This window comes from Kitasatospora sp. NPDC001527 (assembly GCF_040298605.1).
Taxonomy (GTDB): Bacteria; Actinomycetota; Actinomycetes; order Streptomycetales; family Streptomycetaceae; genus Kitasatospora.
Map to the genome: position 1 here is coordinate 24,864 of NZ_JBEPAM010000063.1, position 14,878 is coordinate 39,741.

13 protein-coding genes are annotated in these 14,878 nt (G+C 73.2%); 11 read left to right on the forward strand and 2 right to left on the reverse strand.

All coding sequences use genetic code 11. The features are described 5' to 3' along the window. Window positions 1-211: 211 nt before the first annotated feature. Both ABT238_RS34815 and def read left to right on the forward strand, forming a co-directional pair. Window positions 212-1,201: a tetratricopeptide repeat protein gene (locus ABT238_RS34815; protein WP_350571215.1), complete on the forward strand. Its 990-nt coding sequence runs from the start codon at window positions 212-214 to the stop codon at window positions 1,199-1,201. A 51-nt stretch (window positions 1,202-1,252) separates the two neighbouring features. Further along, entirely contained in the window at window positions 1,253-1,864 is a 612-nt protein-coding gene (gene def / locus ABT238_RS34820; protein WP_350571216.1) for a peptide deformylase, read from the forward strand. 67 nt (window positions 1,865-1,931) lie between these two features. Here the strand turns inward: def and ABT238_RS34825 are convergent, their stop codons facing one another. Beyond that, window positions 1,932-2,945, reverse strand: a complete 1,014-nt coding sequence (locus ABT238_RS34825; protein ID WP_350571217.1) for a LacI family DNA-binding transcriptional regulator — start codon at window positions 2,943-2,945, stop codon at window positions 1,932-1,934. Window positions 2,946-3,128: 183 nt separating this feature from the next. Between ABT238_RS34825 and ABT238_RS34830 the strand changes: the two genes are divergently transcribed. The 5 genes from ABT238_RS34830 to ABT238_RS34850 all read left to right on the forward strand — a co-directional run bounded on the left by ABT238_RS34830 (window position 3,129) and on the right by ABT238_RS34850 (window position 10,232). Next, the gene (locus tag ABT238_RS34830) at window positions 3,129-4,940 is read left to right on the forward strand and encodes a glycoside hydrolase family 13 protein (protein WP_350571218.1); all 1,812 of its coding nucleotides are present in this window, start codon (window positions 3,129-3,131) and stop codon (window positions 4,938-4,940) included. Continuing rightward, window positions 4,937-6,346: an alpha/beta hydrolase-fold protein gene (locus ABT238_RS34835; RefSeq protein WP_350804357.1), complete on the forward strand. Its 1,410-nt coding sequence runs from the start codon at window positions 4,937-4,939 to the stop codon at window positions 6,344-6,346. Before ABT238_RS34830 ends, ABT238_RS34835 begins: the two co-directional genes overlap by 4 nt. A gap of 70 nt (window positions 6,347-6,416) precedes the next feature. Further along, window positions 6,417-7,721 carry a sugar ABC transporter substrate-binding protein gene (locus ABT238_RS34840; protein ID WP_350804360.1) on the forward strand — a complete coding sequence of 435 codons (1,305 nt, stop codon included), beginning with the start codon at window positions 6,417-6,419 and terminating at the stop codon, window positions 7,719-7,721. 49 nt (window positions 7,722-7,770) lie between these two features. Next, a complete protein-coding gene (locus ABT238_RS34845) occupies window positions 7,771-9,375 on the forward strand; it encodes an ABC transporter permease subunit (protein WP_350571221.1) in 1,605 nt (534 codons plus the stop codon). After that, the gene (locus ABT238_RS34850) at window positions 9,372-10,232 is read left to right on the forward strand and encodes a sugar ABC transporter permease (RefSeq protein WP_350571223.1); all 861 of its coding nucleotides are present in this window, start codon (window positions 9,372-9,374) and stop codon (window positions 10,230-10,232) included. The genes ABT238_RS34845 and ABT238_RS34850 overlap by 4 nt, the downstream gene beginning before the upstream one ends. A 21-nt stretch (window positions 10,233-10,253) precedes the next feature. Here ABT238_RS34850 and ABT238_RS34855 read toward each other — a convergent pair whose 3' ends face one another. After that, window positions 10,254-11,309, reverse strand: a complete 1,056-nt coding sequence (locus ABT238_RS34855; protein ID WP_350571224.1) for a ferritin-like domain-containing protein — start codon at window positions 11,307-11,309, stop codon at window positions 10,254-10,256. A gap of 430 nt (window positions 11,310-11,739) precedes the next feature. On the opposite strand from ABT238_RS34855, the gene ABT238_RS34860 reads away from it, so the two are divergent. From ABT238_RS34860 to ABT238_RS34875, 4 genes are all read left to right on the forward strand, one after another. After that, window positions 11,740-12,204 (forward strand): glycine-rich domain-containing protein, encoded by a 465-nt coding sequence (locus ABT238_RS34860; protein WP_502891492.1) that lies wholly within the window; start codon window positions 11,740-11,742, stop codon window positions 12,202-12,204. 169 nt (window positions 12,205-12,373) lie between these two features. Beyond that, the gene (locus ABT238_RS34865) at window positions 12,374-13,027 is read left to right on the forward strand and encodes a class I SAM-dependent methyltransferase (protein WP_350804371.1); all 654 of its coding nucleotides are present in this window, start codon (window positions 12,374-12,376) and stop codon (window positions 13,025-13,027) included. 111 nt (window positions 13,028-13,138) lie between these two features. After that, the gene (locus ABT238_RS34870; RefSeq protein WP_350804376.1) at window positions 13,139-14,461 is read left to right on the forward strand and encodes a helix-turn-helix domain-containing protein; all 1,323 of its coding nucleotides are present in this window, start codon (window positions 13,139-13,141) and stop codon (window positions 14,459-14,461) included. Window positions 14,462-14,558: 97 nt separating this feature from the next. Continuing rightward, window positions 14,559-14,756: a DUF397 domain-containing protein gene (locus ABT238_RS34875; RefSeq protein ID WP_350804379.1), complete on the forward strand. Its 198-nt coding sequence runs from the start codon at window positions 14,559-14,561 to the stop codon at window positions 14,754-14,756. The last annotated feature ends 122 nt before the right edge of the window (window positions 14,757-14,878 follow it).

Genomic DNA, 14,878 nt, shown 5'->3' on the forward strand with positions numbered 1-14,878 from the left:
GGGGTTGAGGGGCCGGGGCGGGGCGGGCAGGCTGGGGGAGGGGCCGGGATGCGGCCGGTACGGAACCGGGCAACTCGGCGGTGGGGAGCGCGGGCGGCGGCCGTCGTGGTTGGATGCGGTCGTAGCGTGGAAAACCGACCCGGGACACCGGGCCCGTGACGCGGGAGCGCTTGCGGGACAACTTGAGCGGACGACGACGGCAGGGACGAACGTGAGGATTTTCCACCGGGCACGGCACCGGCCGTCCGCCACCTGGCGGCAGACGACCGACCGGGCTTTCACGTTGATCGGCGACGGCCGGTACGAGGACGCCGGCGCCCTGCTGGTGATGGCCGCCGACCTGGAGCCGTGGCTGTCGGACTCGTGGTTCAACCTGGCGCTGCTGCACAAGTTCCGCCGCGACTGGGAGCAGGCCCGGGCCGCCGGGCTGCGGGCGGTGGCGCTGCTGGACCGCGAGCAGGGCGCCCCGGACTGGTGGAACCTCGGCATCACCGCGACCGCGCTGCAGGACTGGCCGCTGGCCCGCCGGGCCTGGCAGGCGTACGGGCTGAAGCTGCCCGGCGGCCCGGGCGCGCGCGAGGAGGGGCCGGTCAGCCTGGACCTCGGGACGACCCCGGTGCGGCTCTCCCCGGACGGCGAGTCCGAGGTGGTGTGGGGCCGCCGGCTGGACCCGGCCCGGATCGAGGTGCTGTCGATCCCGCTGCCGTCCTCCGGCAGACGCTGGGGCGAGGTGGTGCTGCACGACGGCGCCCCGCACGGCGAGCGGGTCACCGACGGGGTCGCCTACCCGGTGTTCGACGAGATCGAGCTGTGGGCGCCGTCCCCGGTGCCGACGTACGTGGTGCTGCTCCAGGCGGCGACCGAGGCGGACCGGGACGCGCTGGAGCGGCTGGTCGCGGACGCCGGCTACGCGGCGGAGGACTGGACGTCCTCGGTGCGGCTGCTGTGCCGGGCCTGCTCGGAGAGCCGGATGGCCTCGGACGACGGGCACACCGCCCACCACGACCCGCACGACGACGGGGACGCCGCGCACCCCGGCCACCTGAGCCACCTGAGCCCGGGAGCGGGCGGGATGTCCTGGCTGGCCGAGCGCGAGTGCGGGATCGCCGCCCCGGCGCACCTGGTGCGGGTGCTGCTGGACCGCTGGGCCGCGGCGTCGCCGGGAACCCGGGCGTACCGGGATCTCGAAGAGGTCTGCTGAGCGCTCTGAGTACCCTGGTGCGGTACGCGTAGGCCTATGGAAGCGGAAGACATGGCGGAGCAGGACCAGCACGAGCACGACGAGACCCCGAAGGTGGTCGGCGAGCAGCCGGACCTCTCCAAGGGCACGGCGCGCCCGATCACCGTCTACGGCAACCCCGTGCTGCACCGCGAGGTGAAGGACGTGACGGCCTTCGACGGCGAGCTGTCCGCGCTGATCGACGACATGTTCCAGTCGATGTACGCGGCGGAGGGCGTGGGCCTGGCCGCCAACCAGATCGGCGTGGACCTGAAGGTCTTCGTCTACGACTGCCCGGACGACGAGGGCGTGCGGCACATCGGCCACGTGATCAACCCGGTGCTGGAGGAGTTCCCGAAGGACCGCCAGCGGGTGCTGGACGACGGCAACGAGGGCTGCCTGTCGGTGCCGACCGCGTACGCCGAGCTGCCCCGCCCGGACTACGCCGCGGTGACCGGCCGGGACAAGGACGGCAACCCGATCCGCGTCGAGGGCACCGGCTTCTTCGCCCGCTGCCTGCAGCACGAGACCGACCACCTGTACGGCTTCCTCTACATCGACAAGCTGTCGAAGCGGGACCGCAAGGACGCCCTGCGCCAGATGGCCGAGGGCACCGCGCGCTACGCGACCGTCCCGAACGACTGACGCCGCCCGGGAGCTGACGGAGGGCCGGGGAGCAGCAGCTCCCCGGCCCTCCGGCGTGTGCGCGGCCTCAGCCGCGGGCGCGGGCGGTGGAGTCGCGGGCGACCAGGACGGGGGTGAACAGGTAGTCCCGGGCCCGGCCGCCGTGGCCCTCCAGCTGGCGCCAGAGGGCGTCGGCGACGGCGGCGCCCATCTCGTCGATCGGCTGGCGGACGGTGGTGAGCGGCGGGTTGCTGTGGGCGGCGAGGTAGCAGTCGTCGTAGCCGATCACCGAGAGGTCGCCGGGGACGCCGCGGCCGGCCTCGCGGGCGGCCTGGACCACGCCGAGGGCCATCAGGTCGCTGCCGGCGATCACGGCGGTGACGTCCGCGTCGAGCAGCTGGCGGGCGGCGGCCGCGCCGCCGGCGATCGAATAGGCGGACTCGGCGTACCAGTCCGCGGGGGGCTCCTCGCCGAGCAGCTCGCGCATCGCGCGCCGGTAGCCGTCCAGGCGGTTGAGCGAGGGGCGCAGGTAGCCCTGGCCGCCGGCCAGGCCGATCCGGCGGTGGCCGAGTTCGCGCAGGTGGGCGACGGCGATCCGGGCGCCGAGCGCCTCGTCGGTGGCGACGGTGGGGACGGCCAGGCCCTCCACCCGGCCGCTGACCAGCACCATCGGGATGCCGCGTTCGTGCAGCAGCCGGTAGAAGCCGTGGTCGGCGTTGGGGTTGGCGTGCCGGCCGGAGACCAGGACCAGGCCGGAGACGCCCTTGCGCAGCAGGACGTCGATGTAGCCGAGTTCGGCGGTGCCCTGGCGGGTGGAGGTGCCGACCACGGCGGTGAGGCCGTGTTTGGCGAGCTGCACCTCGATCGCGGAGGCGAGCAGCGGGAAGACCGGGTTGTCGAGTTCGGGGACGACGATGCCGATCAGCGCGCCCTGGTGCGGGTCGTAGCCCTGGTCGGGCTGCCAGCCGAGTTCCCGCATGGCCTCGGCGACCTTGACCTTGGTGTCGTCGGAGACGCCCGGCCGGTCGTTGATCACCCTGCTCACCGAGGCGGCGCTGACGCCCGCCCGGGCGGCGATGTCGCGCAGTGACGGGCCGCTCAATTGGTCCTCCGGTCTGGTCCGGCCTGCATCTTACAAAGCCCGGCGCGGCGGGCCGCGCATCAGGATGAAACGATCTTAGCAAGATATTGCGCAACAGTTTCATCGCCGTTACGGTTCCCTCGTCGGCCCCGGAAAGCGGAATGCCGGCATCCGTTAACCTGTCCACCCGCCCCGAGGAGCCCCATGGACACGGCCAGCAGCCACCGCCTCGCCGCCCGCCACCAGCCGCATCACGACGGGTCCGCGCGGTACGTCGGCGACCTCGCCCCGCGCCTCGGGCAGCGCGTCGACCTGCTGGTCCGGGTGCCCGCCGGGCAGGACGTCGAGCGGGTCTTCCTGCGCTCCGTCCCGGACGGCGAACCGCACTTCACGGCCGCCGTCGTCGACCGCGTCGACGGCGCCGGGACCACCTGGTGGCGGGCCGTCCTGGAGATGGTCAACCCGGAGATGAACTACCGGTTCTGGCTGCACACCCCGGACGGCGGGCGCTGGCTCACCGCCGCCGGCCTGCACGACCACGACCTGCCCGACGCCACCGACTTCCGCCTCACCACCCACCCCGCCCCGCCCGCCTGGGCCGGCGACGCGGTGGTCTACCAGATCTTCCCGGACCGCTACCACCGCTCCGGCGAGGCCCCGCTCGCCTCCTGGGCCCGCCCGGCGGACTGGGACACCCCGCTGCGCACCGGTGACGCCGAGGCCCTCCAGCAGATGTACGGCGGAGACCTCTGGGGCGTGGTGCGCAAGATCGACCACATCCAGCGGCTCGGCGCGACCGTGATCTACCTGACCCCGTTCTTCGAGGGCCGCTCCAACCACCGCTACGACGCCGTCTCCTTCGACCGGGTCGACCCGGCGCTCGGCGGCGACGAGGCGCTGATCGCGCTCACCACCGAGGCGCACCGGCGCGGCATCAAGGTGATCGGCGACATCACCCTCAACCACTCCGGCGACGGGCACGACTGGTTCCGCACCGCGCGGTCCGACCCGGCGAGCCCCGAGGCCGGCTTCTACTTCTTCGGCGACGGCGGACCGGACGACTACGCGACCTTCCTCGGCGTGCGCACCCTGCCGACCTTCGACCACCGCTCGGCCGAACTGCGCCGCCGCCTCTACGAGGGCCCCGACTCGGTGATCGCCAAGTACCTCGGCGCGCCGTTCCACCTGGACGGCTGGCGGGTCGACGTGGCGCAGATGGCCGGCCGGCGCGGCGACGTCGAACTCAACCACCTGGTCGCCACCACCACCGCGGCCACCGTCCGGGCCGCCAACCCCGACGCCGTCCTGCTCGCCGAGCACCAGCACGACGCCTCGCTCGCGCTGGCCGGCGACGGCTGGCAGGGCACCATGAGCTACGCCGGCTTCACCCGGCCGGTCTGGAGCTGGCTCGTCGAGAAGCACGACCAGAAGGACTTCTGGGCCGTCCCCGGGCCGATCCCCGACTACGACGCCGCCCGGGTGCGCGCCACCATGACGGCCTTCGGCGCCGCTCTGCCCTGGCGCAGCCGCGCCCACAACCTGACCCTGCTGGACTCGCACGACACCGCCCGGCTGCGTACCTTCGCCGGTCCGGAGCGCCAACTGCTCGGCGCGGCCCTGCTGTTCACCCTGCCCGGTATCCCCATGGTGTTCTCCGGCGACGAGGTCGGCGTGCTGGGCGAGGGCCTGGAGGAGGGGCGCAAGCCGTTCCCCTGGGACGAGTCCGCCTGGGACCAGCACACCTGGCGCACCTACCGCGACCTGGTCCGGCTGCGCCGCAGCCACAGCGCGCTGACCGGCGGCGGGCTGCGCTGGCTGGTCGCCGAGGGCGACGTCCTGCTGTTCGAGCGGGAGGACGAGCGGGAGACGATCCTGGTGCAGATCAGCCGGGCCGACCACCCGCCGGTGGCGGGGGAGTGGCACGCCACCCACCTGCTCGGCGGGCCGCAGCTGGTCCCCGGCCGCGACCTGCCCAACGAGGGCCCGGCCGTGCACGTCTGGTCGGTGGCCCGATGAGCGCCGACACGGCCTGGTCCGCCCCGCACGGCGAGGCCGCCCCGCACGGCGAGGCCGCCCCGCACGGCGAGGCCGCCGTGCGGCGGGGCCGGATCGAACGGATCCCCGGCTTCCGCTCCGACCTGCTCGGCAACGAACGGGACCTGCTGGTCCACCTGCCGCCCGGCTACGACGACCGGCCGGACGCCGACTACCCGGTGCTCTACCTGCACGACGGCCAGCAGGTCTTCGACCAGGGGCAGCAGCCCACCTGGGCGGTGGACCGGACGCTGGAGGCGCTGTACGCCGAGGGCCTGATCCCGGAGCTGATCGCGGTCGCCGTGCCCAACGCCGGCGCCGACCGCGGCGTCGAGTACTCCCACGTCGCCGAGTACTGGCGCACCCCCGGCACCCCGCTGAAGGGCCACCGTTACGAGGCCTTCCTGACCGACGAGGTCAAGCCCTTCGTCGACGCCCGCTACCGGACCAGGACCGGCCCGGAGCACACCGCGCTGATGGGCTCCTCGATGGGCGGCCTGGTCACCTACCACATCGCCTTCCGCCGCCCCGAGGTCTTCGGCCTGGCCGCCGTCCTCTCCCCGTTCCTCACCCACGTCGACCCGGAGAGCCTCGGCGAACGCGTGGTGCACGAGCGCTACCGGCGGCGCGGACCGCGGCGGATCTGGCTGGACATCGGCGGCCGGGAGGGGTTCATCATGGCCCGGCCCGCCCGCGAGCTGGCCGGCCGGCTGGTCGACGAGGCCGGCTACACCTCCGGCGCCGACCTGCTCTACTACGAGGACCCGGCCGCGCCGCACCACGAGAACGCCTGGCGCCCGCGCGCCCGGCACGCGCTGCTGCACCTGTTCGGCGCGCCCTCACCGGTGCGCTCGCTCACCGTCGAGCCGGAGATCCCGCTCGCGCCCGGCGAGACCTGGAGCGCCGTCAACCCGGTCGCGGTCCGCGCCGACGGCGTGCGCTACACCGCGCTGGAGGCCGGCTACCGGGTCGAGCACCCCGGGGTGGCGGCCGTCTCGCCGCACGGCGGGCTGCGCCCGCTGGCCGCCGGGCGGACGGCGGTCACCGTCCGGGCGCACGGGCTGGCCGCGCACACCGAGGTCGCCGTCGACCCGGAGCTGCCGGCCCACCCGGTGCTGGAGGTGACCGTGACCGTCCCGCCCGGCACCCCCGACGACGCCCCGGTGATGTTCGGCCCGCTGCCCTGCGCCCCGGCCGGACCGGGCCGGTTCCGCGGCCGGATCGCGGTGCCGCGCGGCACCGGCTTCGACGGCGGCATCTCGCGCGGCTGGGGCCTGGACGCCGTCGACGCCGACGGCCGGCGGGTGCTGCACCCGCTGCGGGTCGACCGCGACACCCGGCTCGACCTCACCGTCGAGCGCTGGCACCGGCCGGCGGACGGCATCTGACCCGCCCGCCACGACCCCCGCCCCCGCGACCCAACCCCCGCACCCCTCCCGGACGAAGGAGTCTCGGACCATGCGCCACCGGATCACCCGCCACCGCAGAACCGCCGCACTCGGCCTGCTCGCCCTGCTGGTCACGGCCTGCGGCTCCGCCACCCCCTCCGCCGGCCCCGCGCCCGCCGGCGGCACCGCCGCGGCGGACGGGCCGATGACCGCCCCGCCGATCGCCGCCGCCGAGGGCGACCTGGTGATCTGGGCCCAGACCCAGCAGGCCGCCGCCCTCCAGCCGCTCGCCGACCGCTTCGGCAAGGAGCACGGCGTCAAGGTCACCGTCGCCCCGCAGTCCGTCAACACCCAGCAGGCCTACGTCACGGCCACCAACGCGGGCAAGGGTCCCGACCTGGTGGTCGGCGCCTCCGACTGGCTCGGCAACCTCGTGCAGAACGGCACGGTCGCCCCCGTCCCGCTGACCGCGCAGCAGAAGGCGCTGTTCCAGCCCGCCGCCCTGGAGGCGGTGGCCCAGGGCGGCCAGCAGTACGGCCTGCCGTACGCGACCGAGACCCTGGTGCTGTTCCGCAACACCGAACTCGCCCCGGCCGCGCCCGCCACCTTCGAGGACCTGGCCGGCACCGCCCAGGACGCGGTCCGGGCCGGGAAGGCCGAGGTCCCGCTGGCGCTGCCGGTCGGCCAGCAGGGCAACGCCTACGCCCTGCAGCCGCTGTTCACCTCGGCCGGCGGCTACCTGTTCGGCAGCAAGCCGGACGGCGGCTGGGACACCGCGGACCTCGGGGTCGGCGGCCCGGGCTCGATCGCGGCCGGGGAACTGTTCAAGCAGTACGGGGAGAAGGGCGCCGGACTGTTCAACCGCTCGGTGGACACCAATGCCATCTCGCTGTTCACCGGCCGCAAGTCCCCCTTCCTGGTGGCCGGGCCGTGGGCGCTCGGGCAGGTCAAGCAGGCCGGTCTGCCGTACGCGATCTCCCCGGTGCCCGGCTGGGCGGGCAAGGGGCCGGCCCGCCCCTTCGTCGGCGTGCAGGCGTTCTACCTCTCCGCCAAGGCGAAGAACCAGCCGCTCGCCCAGGAGTTCCTGCTGCGCGCGATCGGCTCGGAGGAGGGCCAGCTGGCGCTCTACCAGGCCTCGCCCGAGCCGCCCGCGCTGACCTCGGCCCTCGCCACGGCCACCGCCGGTGACCCGGACATCGGTGCCTTCGCCGCGGCCGGCGCGGCCGGGCAGCCGTTGCCGACCATCCCCGCGATGAACGCGATCTGGGGCCCGCTCGGCCAGGCCGAGGCGAGCATCGTGGCCGGCGCCGACCCGGCCGAGACCATGCGCCAGGCGGGCGAGGCCATCCGCGCCGCCCTGGCCGGCGGTCACTGACACCCCCCGGCGCCCCGCGCCCCTCCCGGACGGACCAGGGACCATCCCCATGACCTCCCCCACCCTTCAGGACAGCAGGCGCCCGGCCGCCCCCGCCGCCGGGCCCCCGCGACGCCCGCCCCGCCGGGCCGGTGCCGTGACCGCGCAGCTGGTGAAGACCGCCCTGCTGTCCGGGGTCGCCGCGCTCGCCCTCTTCGCCGCGCCCAAGCTCTACCAGGCCGGCCACTGGGCCGCCCTCGGCGTCCTCGCCGCGGGGGCGGGGGCGACCTTCTGGATCTACCTCTCGCCGCGCCGGCTCGCCGCCAAGTACCTGCTGCCGGCCACCGTGCTCTTCCTGGCCTTCGTGGTCTACCCCGTGCTCCACATCGTCGCGGTCTCCTTCACCGACTACGGCGACGGGCACCTGCTCACCAAGGAGCAGGCCGTCCGCACCCTGGTCGACAACTCCGTGGAGCCCGTCCCCGACGGCGCCTCGTACACGCTCACCGTCGCCACCGAGCCGGCCGGCGGCCCGCTCGTCCTGCTGCTCACCGACCCGGCGACCGGCCGGACCGAGGCCGGCACCGCGCGCGGCCTGGCCCCCGCCCCGGCCGGCACGGTGACCGCGGCCGACGGCCGGGTGACCGCCGCACCCGGCCTGCGGATCCTCACCCTGGGCCAGGCCAACGGCCGTGCCCAGGAGCTGAAGGAGCTGCGGGTCCCGGTGGACGGCGGCTTCGTGGTCGGCCAGGGACTCTCCTCGGCCACCACCGCCCGGCCCACCCTGGTGCACGACGGCCGGGCCGACACCCTCACCGACACCCGCACCGGAACCGTCTACCGCGCCGGGGAGGGCCGGTTCACCGCCGACGACGGCTCCGGACGGACCCTGCCGACCGGCTGGCACCGCACCGTCGGCTTCGCCAACTTCACCGCCGTGCTCACCAGCCCGGCCGTCCGCGGCCCCTTCCTCGGCGTGCTCGCCTGGACGTTCGGCTTCGCGGCGCTCTCCACCGGGGCCTCCTTCGCGCTCGGCCTCGGCCTCGCCTTCACCCTGCACCACCCGCGGCTGCGCGGACAGCGGCTCTACCGCTCACTGCTCCTGCTGCCGTACGCGATGCCCGCGTTCATCGGCATCCTGATCTGGCAGAGCATGTACAACCGGGACTTCGGGCTGCTCAACCAGCTCCTGCACACCCGGATCGACTGGCTCGGCGACACCTGGAGCGCGCGCTTCGCGGTCGTCCTGACCAGCCTGTGGCTGGGCTTCCCCAACATGCTGCTGATCTGCACCGGGGTTCTGCAGTCCATGCCCGCCGAGCTGAACGAGTCGGCGCGGATCGACGGAGCCGGGCCGTGGACCGCGTTCCGGGCGGTGACCTTCCCGCTGCTGCTGGTGGCCGCCTCGCCGGTGCTGATCTCCTCCTTCGCCTTCAACTTCAACAACTTCAACGCCGTCCAGCTGCTCACCGGCGGAGGCCCGTTCGACGGCGCGGGCGGTACGGCCGGCGCCACCGACATCCTGATCAGCTACACCTACCGGGTGGCCTTCGGCGGGCAGGGCGCCCAGTACGGCTTCGCCGCCGCCCTGTCGATCTTCATCTTCCTGCTGGTCGGCCTGATCACCCTGGTCGGCTACCGCCGCACCCGGGCCCTCGAGGAGCTCAACGCATGACCGCCACCGTCCGATGGCTGCGCCGCTTCGGCTGGCGGCACCTGGTCGCCGTCCTCGCCGTCTGCTTCGCGCTCCTGCCGCTGCTGTTCGTGTTCTCCGCCGCGCTCAACCCGCTGGGCAGCCTGCAGTCCTCCACGCTGCTGCCCGAGCACGCCTCGTTCGCCAACTTCACCGCGCTGTTCACCGACGAGCAGTACCCGTTCGGGCGGTGGCTGGCCAACACGGCGCTGATCTGCGGCAGCTTCGCCGTGCTCAACGTGCTGCTCGGGGTCTGCTCGGCGTACGCGTTCTCCCGGTTCCGCTTCCGGGGTCGGCGGGTGGGGCTGCTCACCGTCCTGCTGGCGCAGATGTTCCCGCAGTTCCTCGCGGTCGTCTCGCTCTACCTGCTGTTCGCCGAGGTCGGCGACGTGCTGCCGGCGATCGGCCTGGACACGCCCTGGGGGCTGCTCCTGGTCTACCTCGGCGGGGCGATGGGAGTGAACACCTGGCTGATGAAGGGGTACCTGGACACCATCCCGAAGGAGATCGACGAGGCCGCCAAGGTGGACGGCGCCGGGCACGCGCAGATCTTCTTCCGGATCATCCTGCCGCTGGCCGCGCCGATGCTGGTGGTGGTCGGGATCCTCTCGCTGACCACCGCGCTGAACGACGTCATCCTGGCCGGCATCTTCCTGACCTCCAACGAGTCCAAGACGGTGGCGGTCGGCCTCTACGGGATCATCTCCGGCCAGCAGGACCAGAACTACGGCCTCTTCGCGGCCGGCGCCCTGGTCACCTCGCTGCCGGTGATCGTGGTCTACCAGTTCCTCCAGCGCTACCTCGCCCAGGGGCTCACCGCCGGCTCCGTCAAGGGCTGAGCCGGCGGCGGGCCGGGGGCGTCAGGCGACGAACAGCCACTCCGGGCCGTAGGTGAAGTGGGGGTTGGCGGGGAGCTTGATCGGGTTGATCTTCTGGGCGGTGCGGCGCAGGTCGCCCATCAGGCCGATGGCCGGGAAGATGTCTTCCTGACCGGGGCCCCACGCGGCCTCCAGGGCGCGCAGCATGTCGCTGTACTGCTGGTTGAAGGTGTGCAGGTGCTCGGCGGTGGCCGCGTCGGGCTCGTTGCCGGGGGAGTTGGCCCAGCCGCCCTGGGGGACGCGGCCGACCGGGAAGGTGTCCGGCAGCGGCACGTCGGCGCCGTTGAAGTCGAACTGCCCCGTCTGCGGGTCGCGGACGAGCTTCTTGCCGACGGCGATCTCCTTGAACGCGTAGTAGTGGGCCAGCTCGCCCGGGGCGCCGGGGAAGGGGTTCTCCGGGGAGGCGGTGGTGCCCTCGCCCTGGGCCTGGATGACGTGGATGGCGGCCAGGACGTCACCGAGGGCGTTCATCGGGACGATGTCATTGCCGACCCCGTGGCCCGACCCGAGCGGGAAGCTCACCTGCTGCCGACCGGTGAGCAGGTGCGCGAACTTGGGGAAGACGTCGGCGATCCGCTGGTAGAAGGCGCCGATGGTGTTGCCGTCCGCGGCGAAGGCGAGCGGGTGCTCGGGCTTCTCGATGTCGGCGAACAGCGCGGCGGAGTCACGGCTCAGCCCGCTGAGGAACACCTCAAGCCCGGGATTGACGCCACCGGGCAGCTCCCCGGGGTACTTCGGCACGGTGAGCGGGTCCGTGAGGACGACGGTGCCGCCGATGCTGGTGAGCATGTTGGCGACCAGCCCGAAGTGCGACATCTCGTCGAAGACGATCTCGCGGATGGTGCGCCGTACCGGCTTGCTGTTGTCCTGGTCGGTGATCGACCACAGCGCGGTGGCGTACGGCGGGATGGTGGACAGCTCCAGCATGATCGCCCGCTGCAGCGCGTCCTTGAGCTCCTGCTCGGTCCAGTCCTCCTCCGCGATGCTCATCAGCCGGACGATGTCGGCACTCTCGTAGTCCAGAACCCCGGTGGTCATGATGCGTCTCCTCTCGATCGCTCGTGGCCGGACCGTAGTCGCGAACCGATCGCACCCGGACACATCCTCCCGGTGCGCCCCCCGAGTTCATCCGGACAGCCCCGCCCGGCCTGAACGCCGGGCGGGGCGCGAGAGTTCACGGCCCCGGGTGGCCTTGCCACCCGGGGCCGTCCTTCGTTCATCTGCCTCTTGGGTTGATGCCTGAGACGTGCGCGCGACCGCTTCCGCTCGCACACGCTGTGCATGCCTCGCACGCTCCTTGCGTCCGTGCCGGGTTCGTCTGTTCCCGCAGTGCGGCGGTCTCTAGCGTCGTTCCTGTGGCCGGCGGGTCCGGACCCCTGGCGCCCCGTCCCCGGCCACTGCTGAATCCCCGTCCGCCATGCGGACGGGTGGCGTTCGGACCACTCGGCACCATCGAGAGGAGCACCACATGACCGTCATGTCCACCGAGCCGGCGCAGCGGAGCGGCGGCGGCCGACTGCGGGACCCCAGGGACTTCGTGAAGTCCGAGGTGTGGGACCGCGAGATCGCGCTGCTGATGCGCGACCACCCCTTCGACGAGGTGATGGCGACCCGCCTGTTCGGAGCGGCCGTCTCCTACCTGATCACGGCCATGGAGACGTGGGGCCGGCAGCTGGAACTGTGCTGCGGCCGGATCGTCGACATCGCCGTCCACGTCTTCATCCTCGACACGAAGAACTACCGGGAGTTCTGCGCCGAGCACTTCGGCGGCGGCTTCCTCGAACACATCCCGGCGATCGACTTCAAGTTCGACGGGTCGGTGGAGCGCACCGCACAGGTCATCGCGGACAACGGCTTCGAGGTGGACTGGAAGCTCTGGGCGGCGGACTTCGCCAAGTGCGGGCCGTGCCGCCCCGGGGCCAACTGCCATTGACTCCCTGAGCGCGGTGGGGCCCGGCGACTTCGCCGGGCCCCACCCGTTCGGTCGAAACTTCTCCATCCACCCCGCGCCGGAAGGGCCCGGCGGTAGGTTGTCGCCCACGTCGATACGGTCACAACCCGCCACCCCCGAAGGGCCTCTCATGCCCGGCGCCTCCCCGCCCATGTCCGCTCCCGAGTACTGGGACAAGTACCGACCGCACCGGGGAGGGGCGCGGCAGGCACGCCCGGCCGCCGACCGCTTCGACTGGACCGGTATCCCTGGCAACGGTCCAGGAGCGGAGGTCCTGGGGGAGCCGAGGACGGCACTCGACCTCGGCCCGGCCGAAGGCGAGAACGCCGCGTTCCTCGCCCGCGCGGGGGTGGAGGTGGTCGCGGTCGACTTCTCCCCGGTCCAGGTCGACCGGGCCCGCGTCTTCTGGAGCGACCTGCCGAACCTGGAGTTCGTGGGCGCGGAGGCCGGTGCGTTCCTCGATCGGGAGTCGAGGGAGTTCGACGCCGTCTACTCCACCTGGGGCGCTGTCTGGTTCACGGATCCGGAGGAGTTGCTCCCCCGCGTCCGGCGGCGCCTCGCCCCGGGCGGTGTCTTCGCCTTCTCCCACCGCGCGCCGGCCGTCGGTGCGTACGGGGCACAGCGGATGGGTGGGCGGTGGCTGGAGGGCCGCGCGACGGAGCTCACCGTCCTGCGGTGGCAGCACACGGCGGAGCAGTGGGCCGATCTCCTCAAGCGCCACGGCTTCGGCGGGATCGACGCCCGGGTGCTGCCCAACCCGGTGGCAGGTGAGCTCGGTACCCTGCTTGTCCGCGCCCGGGGCTGACCCCTCGGGGCGCGACGGACTCAGGAGCGGGCGCAGCCAGCGTTGCGCGCCCTGTTGCACGCCCCCTACGCACCGCTACCGTGATGGCTCCGCCTGGCTCGGGGAGGAGTCGTGTCGCGGACCACGGAGATCGACGTCCCTGCGGTGCTGCGCGCCGCCCGAGCGGTGAAACAGGCGACGTTGGCCGAGGTGGGTGCCCACGCCGGGTACTCCTCGTCCGCGATGTCTCGCATCCTCAACGGCCGCATGGCGGTCGGCGATGTCGCTCTGCGCCGCATCGCGGACTTCCTGGAGATCCCTCCGCAGCGTCTAGGCCTCGCCCCCGACCCCGTCCGACATGCCTCAACTTCCGGGCTGAGGTCATCGGTTGCCACTAGGGTGACGGCAGGTCGAGAGTCGGAGGGCGAAGTGCGACGCAGAAGGTTCTTCGCGCTGGGAGCCGCCGGTGCCGGTGCGGCCGTCGTCGGCGCAGGTCCGGCCGGCGCCGAGCCCGTAGACGTGCCGCCAGGCACCGACCTGCTGGAACAAGCGCTCTTCGAACCGGTAGCCCCGGTTCTCCTACCTGACCTTCCTGCCTCCCTGACACGGGCCCGGGCGGACTTCCGAGCCGCCCGCTACGACCGACTGCGGGCCACCCTGCCCGCCATCATCTCCGGTGCGCAGGCGGAGCGGGACGCGGTGAGCGGGCTGCGCCGTGAGCGGGCGAACGCCGCCTTGGCCCGCGCTCACGTCCTCGCCACCGAGTTGGCGGTGAAGGGCAGCGCGGACTACGCCTGGGTCACCGCAGACCGGGCACTTTCCGCCGCCCGCGCCTGCGGTTCCCCCGTGGTGATCGGGGAAGCGGCACGGGTCCTGGCCATCACCATGCGCCGCTCCGGCCGGATCGCCTCCGCCGTCCAACTGCTCACCACAACCGCCACGGGCCTCGACGGCGAAGACTCCGCAGACTCCCTGGCCGTCCGTACGTCCCTGCTCTTGACCGCCGCCTACTCCGCCGCCACCGGCGGAAACGGGAGTACCGCGTATGACCTGGCGGAGGAGGCGGAGCGGACTGCGGGGCGTGTTCCGCCCGGGCTGGTCGGAGAGCTGTTCACAGTGGAGGCGACGGCGGAGCAGTGCGCGCTGTACCGCATCGGCCTCGCCACCGTCCTCGGCGATCCCGACGCTGGTGTTCAGCACGCTCTCGACCTCGACCCGACGCGACTGCCGACGAAGGAGCGGCGGGCGCGGTACTTCACCGATACCGCCCGCATGTGGGATGCCCTGGACGAGGACCGGCGGACGTACGAGGCGTTGCTCGCGATGGAGCGGGTGGCGCCCGAGGAGGTGCGCAGGCCTTCCGTCCGGGCGGTGACCGCCCGCCTCGTCCACTCCCCGGCCCGACTGCCCGGCCTGCGCCCCTTCGCCGCCCGAACCGGCGCCCTCGGGGCCTGAGGCTCGGTCGGCTCGACGCTCCCGCCCCGCCCGGCGTGAACACCGGGCGGGGCGGGGAGAACATGGCTGGCGGAACCCGGGCAAGGGGCGGTGGATCGTGACCGGACAAGTCGATCGGCGCAAGAGCACCTACAGCGCACAGGCCAACGAGTGTGTGAAGACCAGGCGGCCGGTGCTGGGCGGAATGGCAGTCCGTGACTCGAAGGACCCGGGTGGGCCGGCGTTGCTGTTCGCGGCTGAGGCTTGGGCTTCGTTCCTGGCCGGGGTCAAGGGTGGGGAGTTTCCGGGCAGCTGAAACGACGGAGGTGCCCCGCGCGGCTGTGGCCGCGCGGGGCACCCCGTGGTTGGGGGAGGGGCTGGGGGGTGGGGGGGGTTGGGGTTAGGGTGGGGGGTGCCGCTGGGGGGTTTGCCGGCGGG

Excerpts from the sequence above, each read along its gene's own strand:
- def (WP_350571216.1), top strand. The coding sequence starts at position 1,253 with ATGGCGGAGCAGGACCAGCACGAGCACGACGAGACCCCGAAGGTGGTC.
- ABT238_RS34830 (WP_350571218.1), top strand. The coding sequence starts at position 3,129 with ATGGACACGGCCAGCAGCCACCGCCTCGCCGCCCGCCACCAGCCGCAT.
- ABT238_RS34835 (WP_350804357.1), top strand. The coding sequence starts at position 4,937 with ATGAGCGCCGACACGGCCTGGTCCGCCCCGCACGGCGAGGCCGCCCCG.
- ABT238_RS34840 (WP_350804360.1), top strand. The coding sequence starts at position 6,417 with ATGCGCCACCGGATCACCCGCCACCGCAGAACCGCCGCACTCGGCCTG.
- ABT238_RS34845 (WP_350571221.1), top strand. The coding sequence starts at position 7,771 with ATGACCTCCCCCACCCTTCAGGACAGCAGGCGCCCGGCCGCCCCCGCC.
- ABT238_RS34850 (WP_350571223.1), top strand. The coding sequence starts at position 9,372 with ATGACCGCCACCGTCCGATGGCTGCGCCGCTTCGGCTGGCGGCACCTG.
- ABT238_RS34855 (WP_350571224.1), bottom strand. The coding sequence starts at position 11,309 with ATGACCACCGGGGTTCTGGACTACGAGAGTGCCGACATCGTCCGGCTG.
- ABT238_RS34860 (WP_502891492.1), top strand. The coding sequence starts at position 11,740 with ATGACCGTCATGTCCACCGAGCCGGCGCAGCGGAGCGGCGGCGGCCGA.
- ABT238_RS34865 (WP_350804371.1), top strand. The coding sequence starts at position 12,374 with ATGTCCGCTCCCGAGTACTGGGACAAGTACCGACCGCACCGGGGAGGG.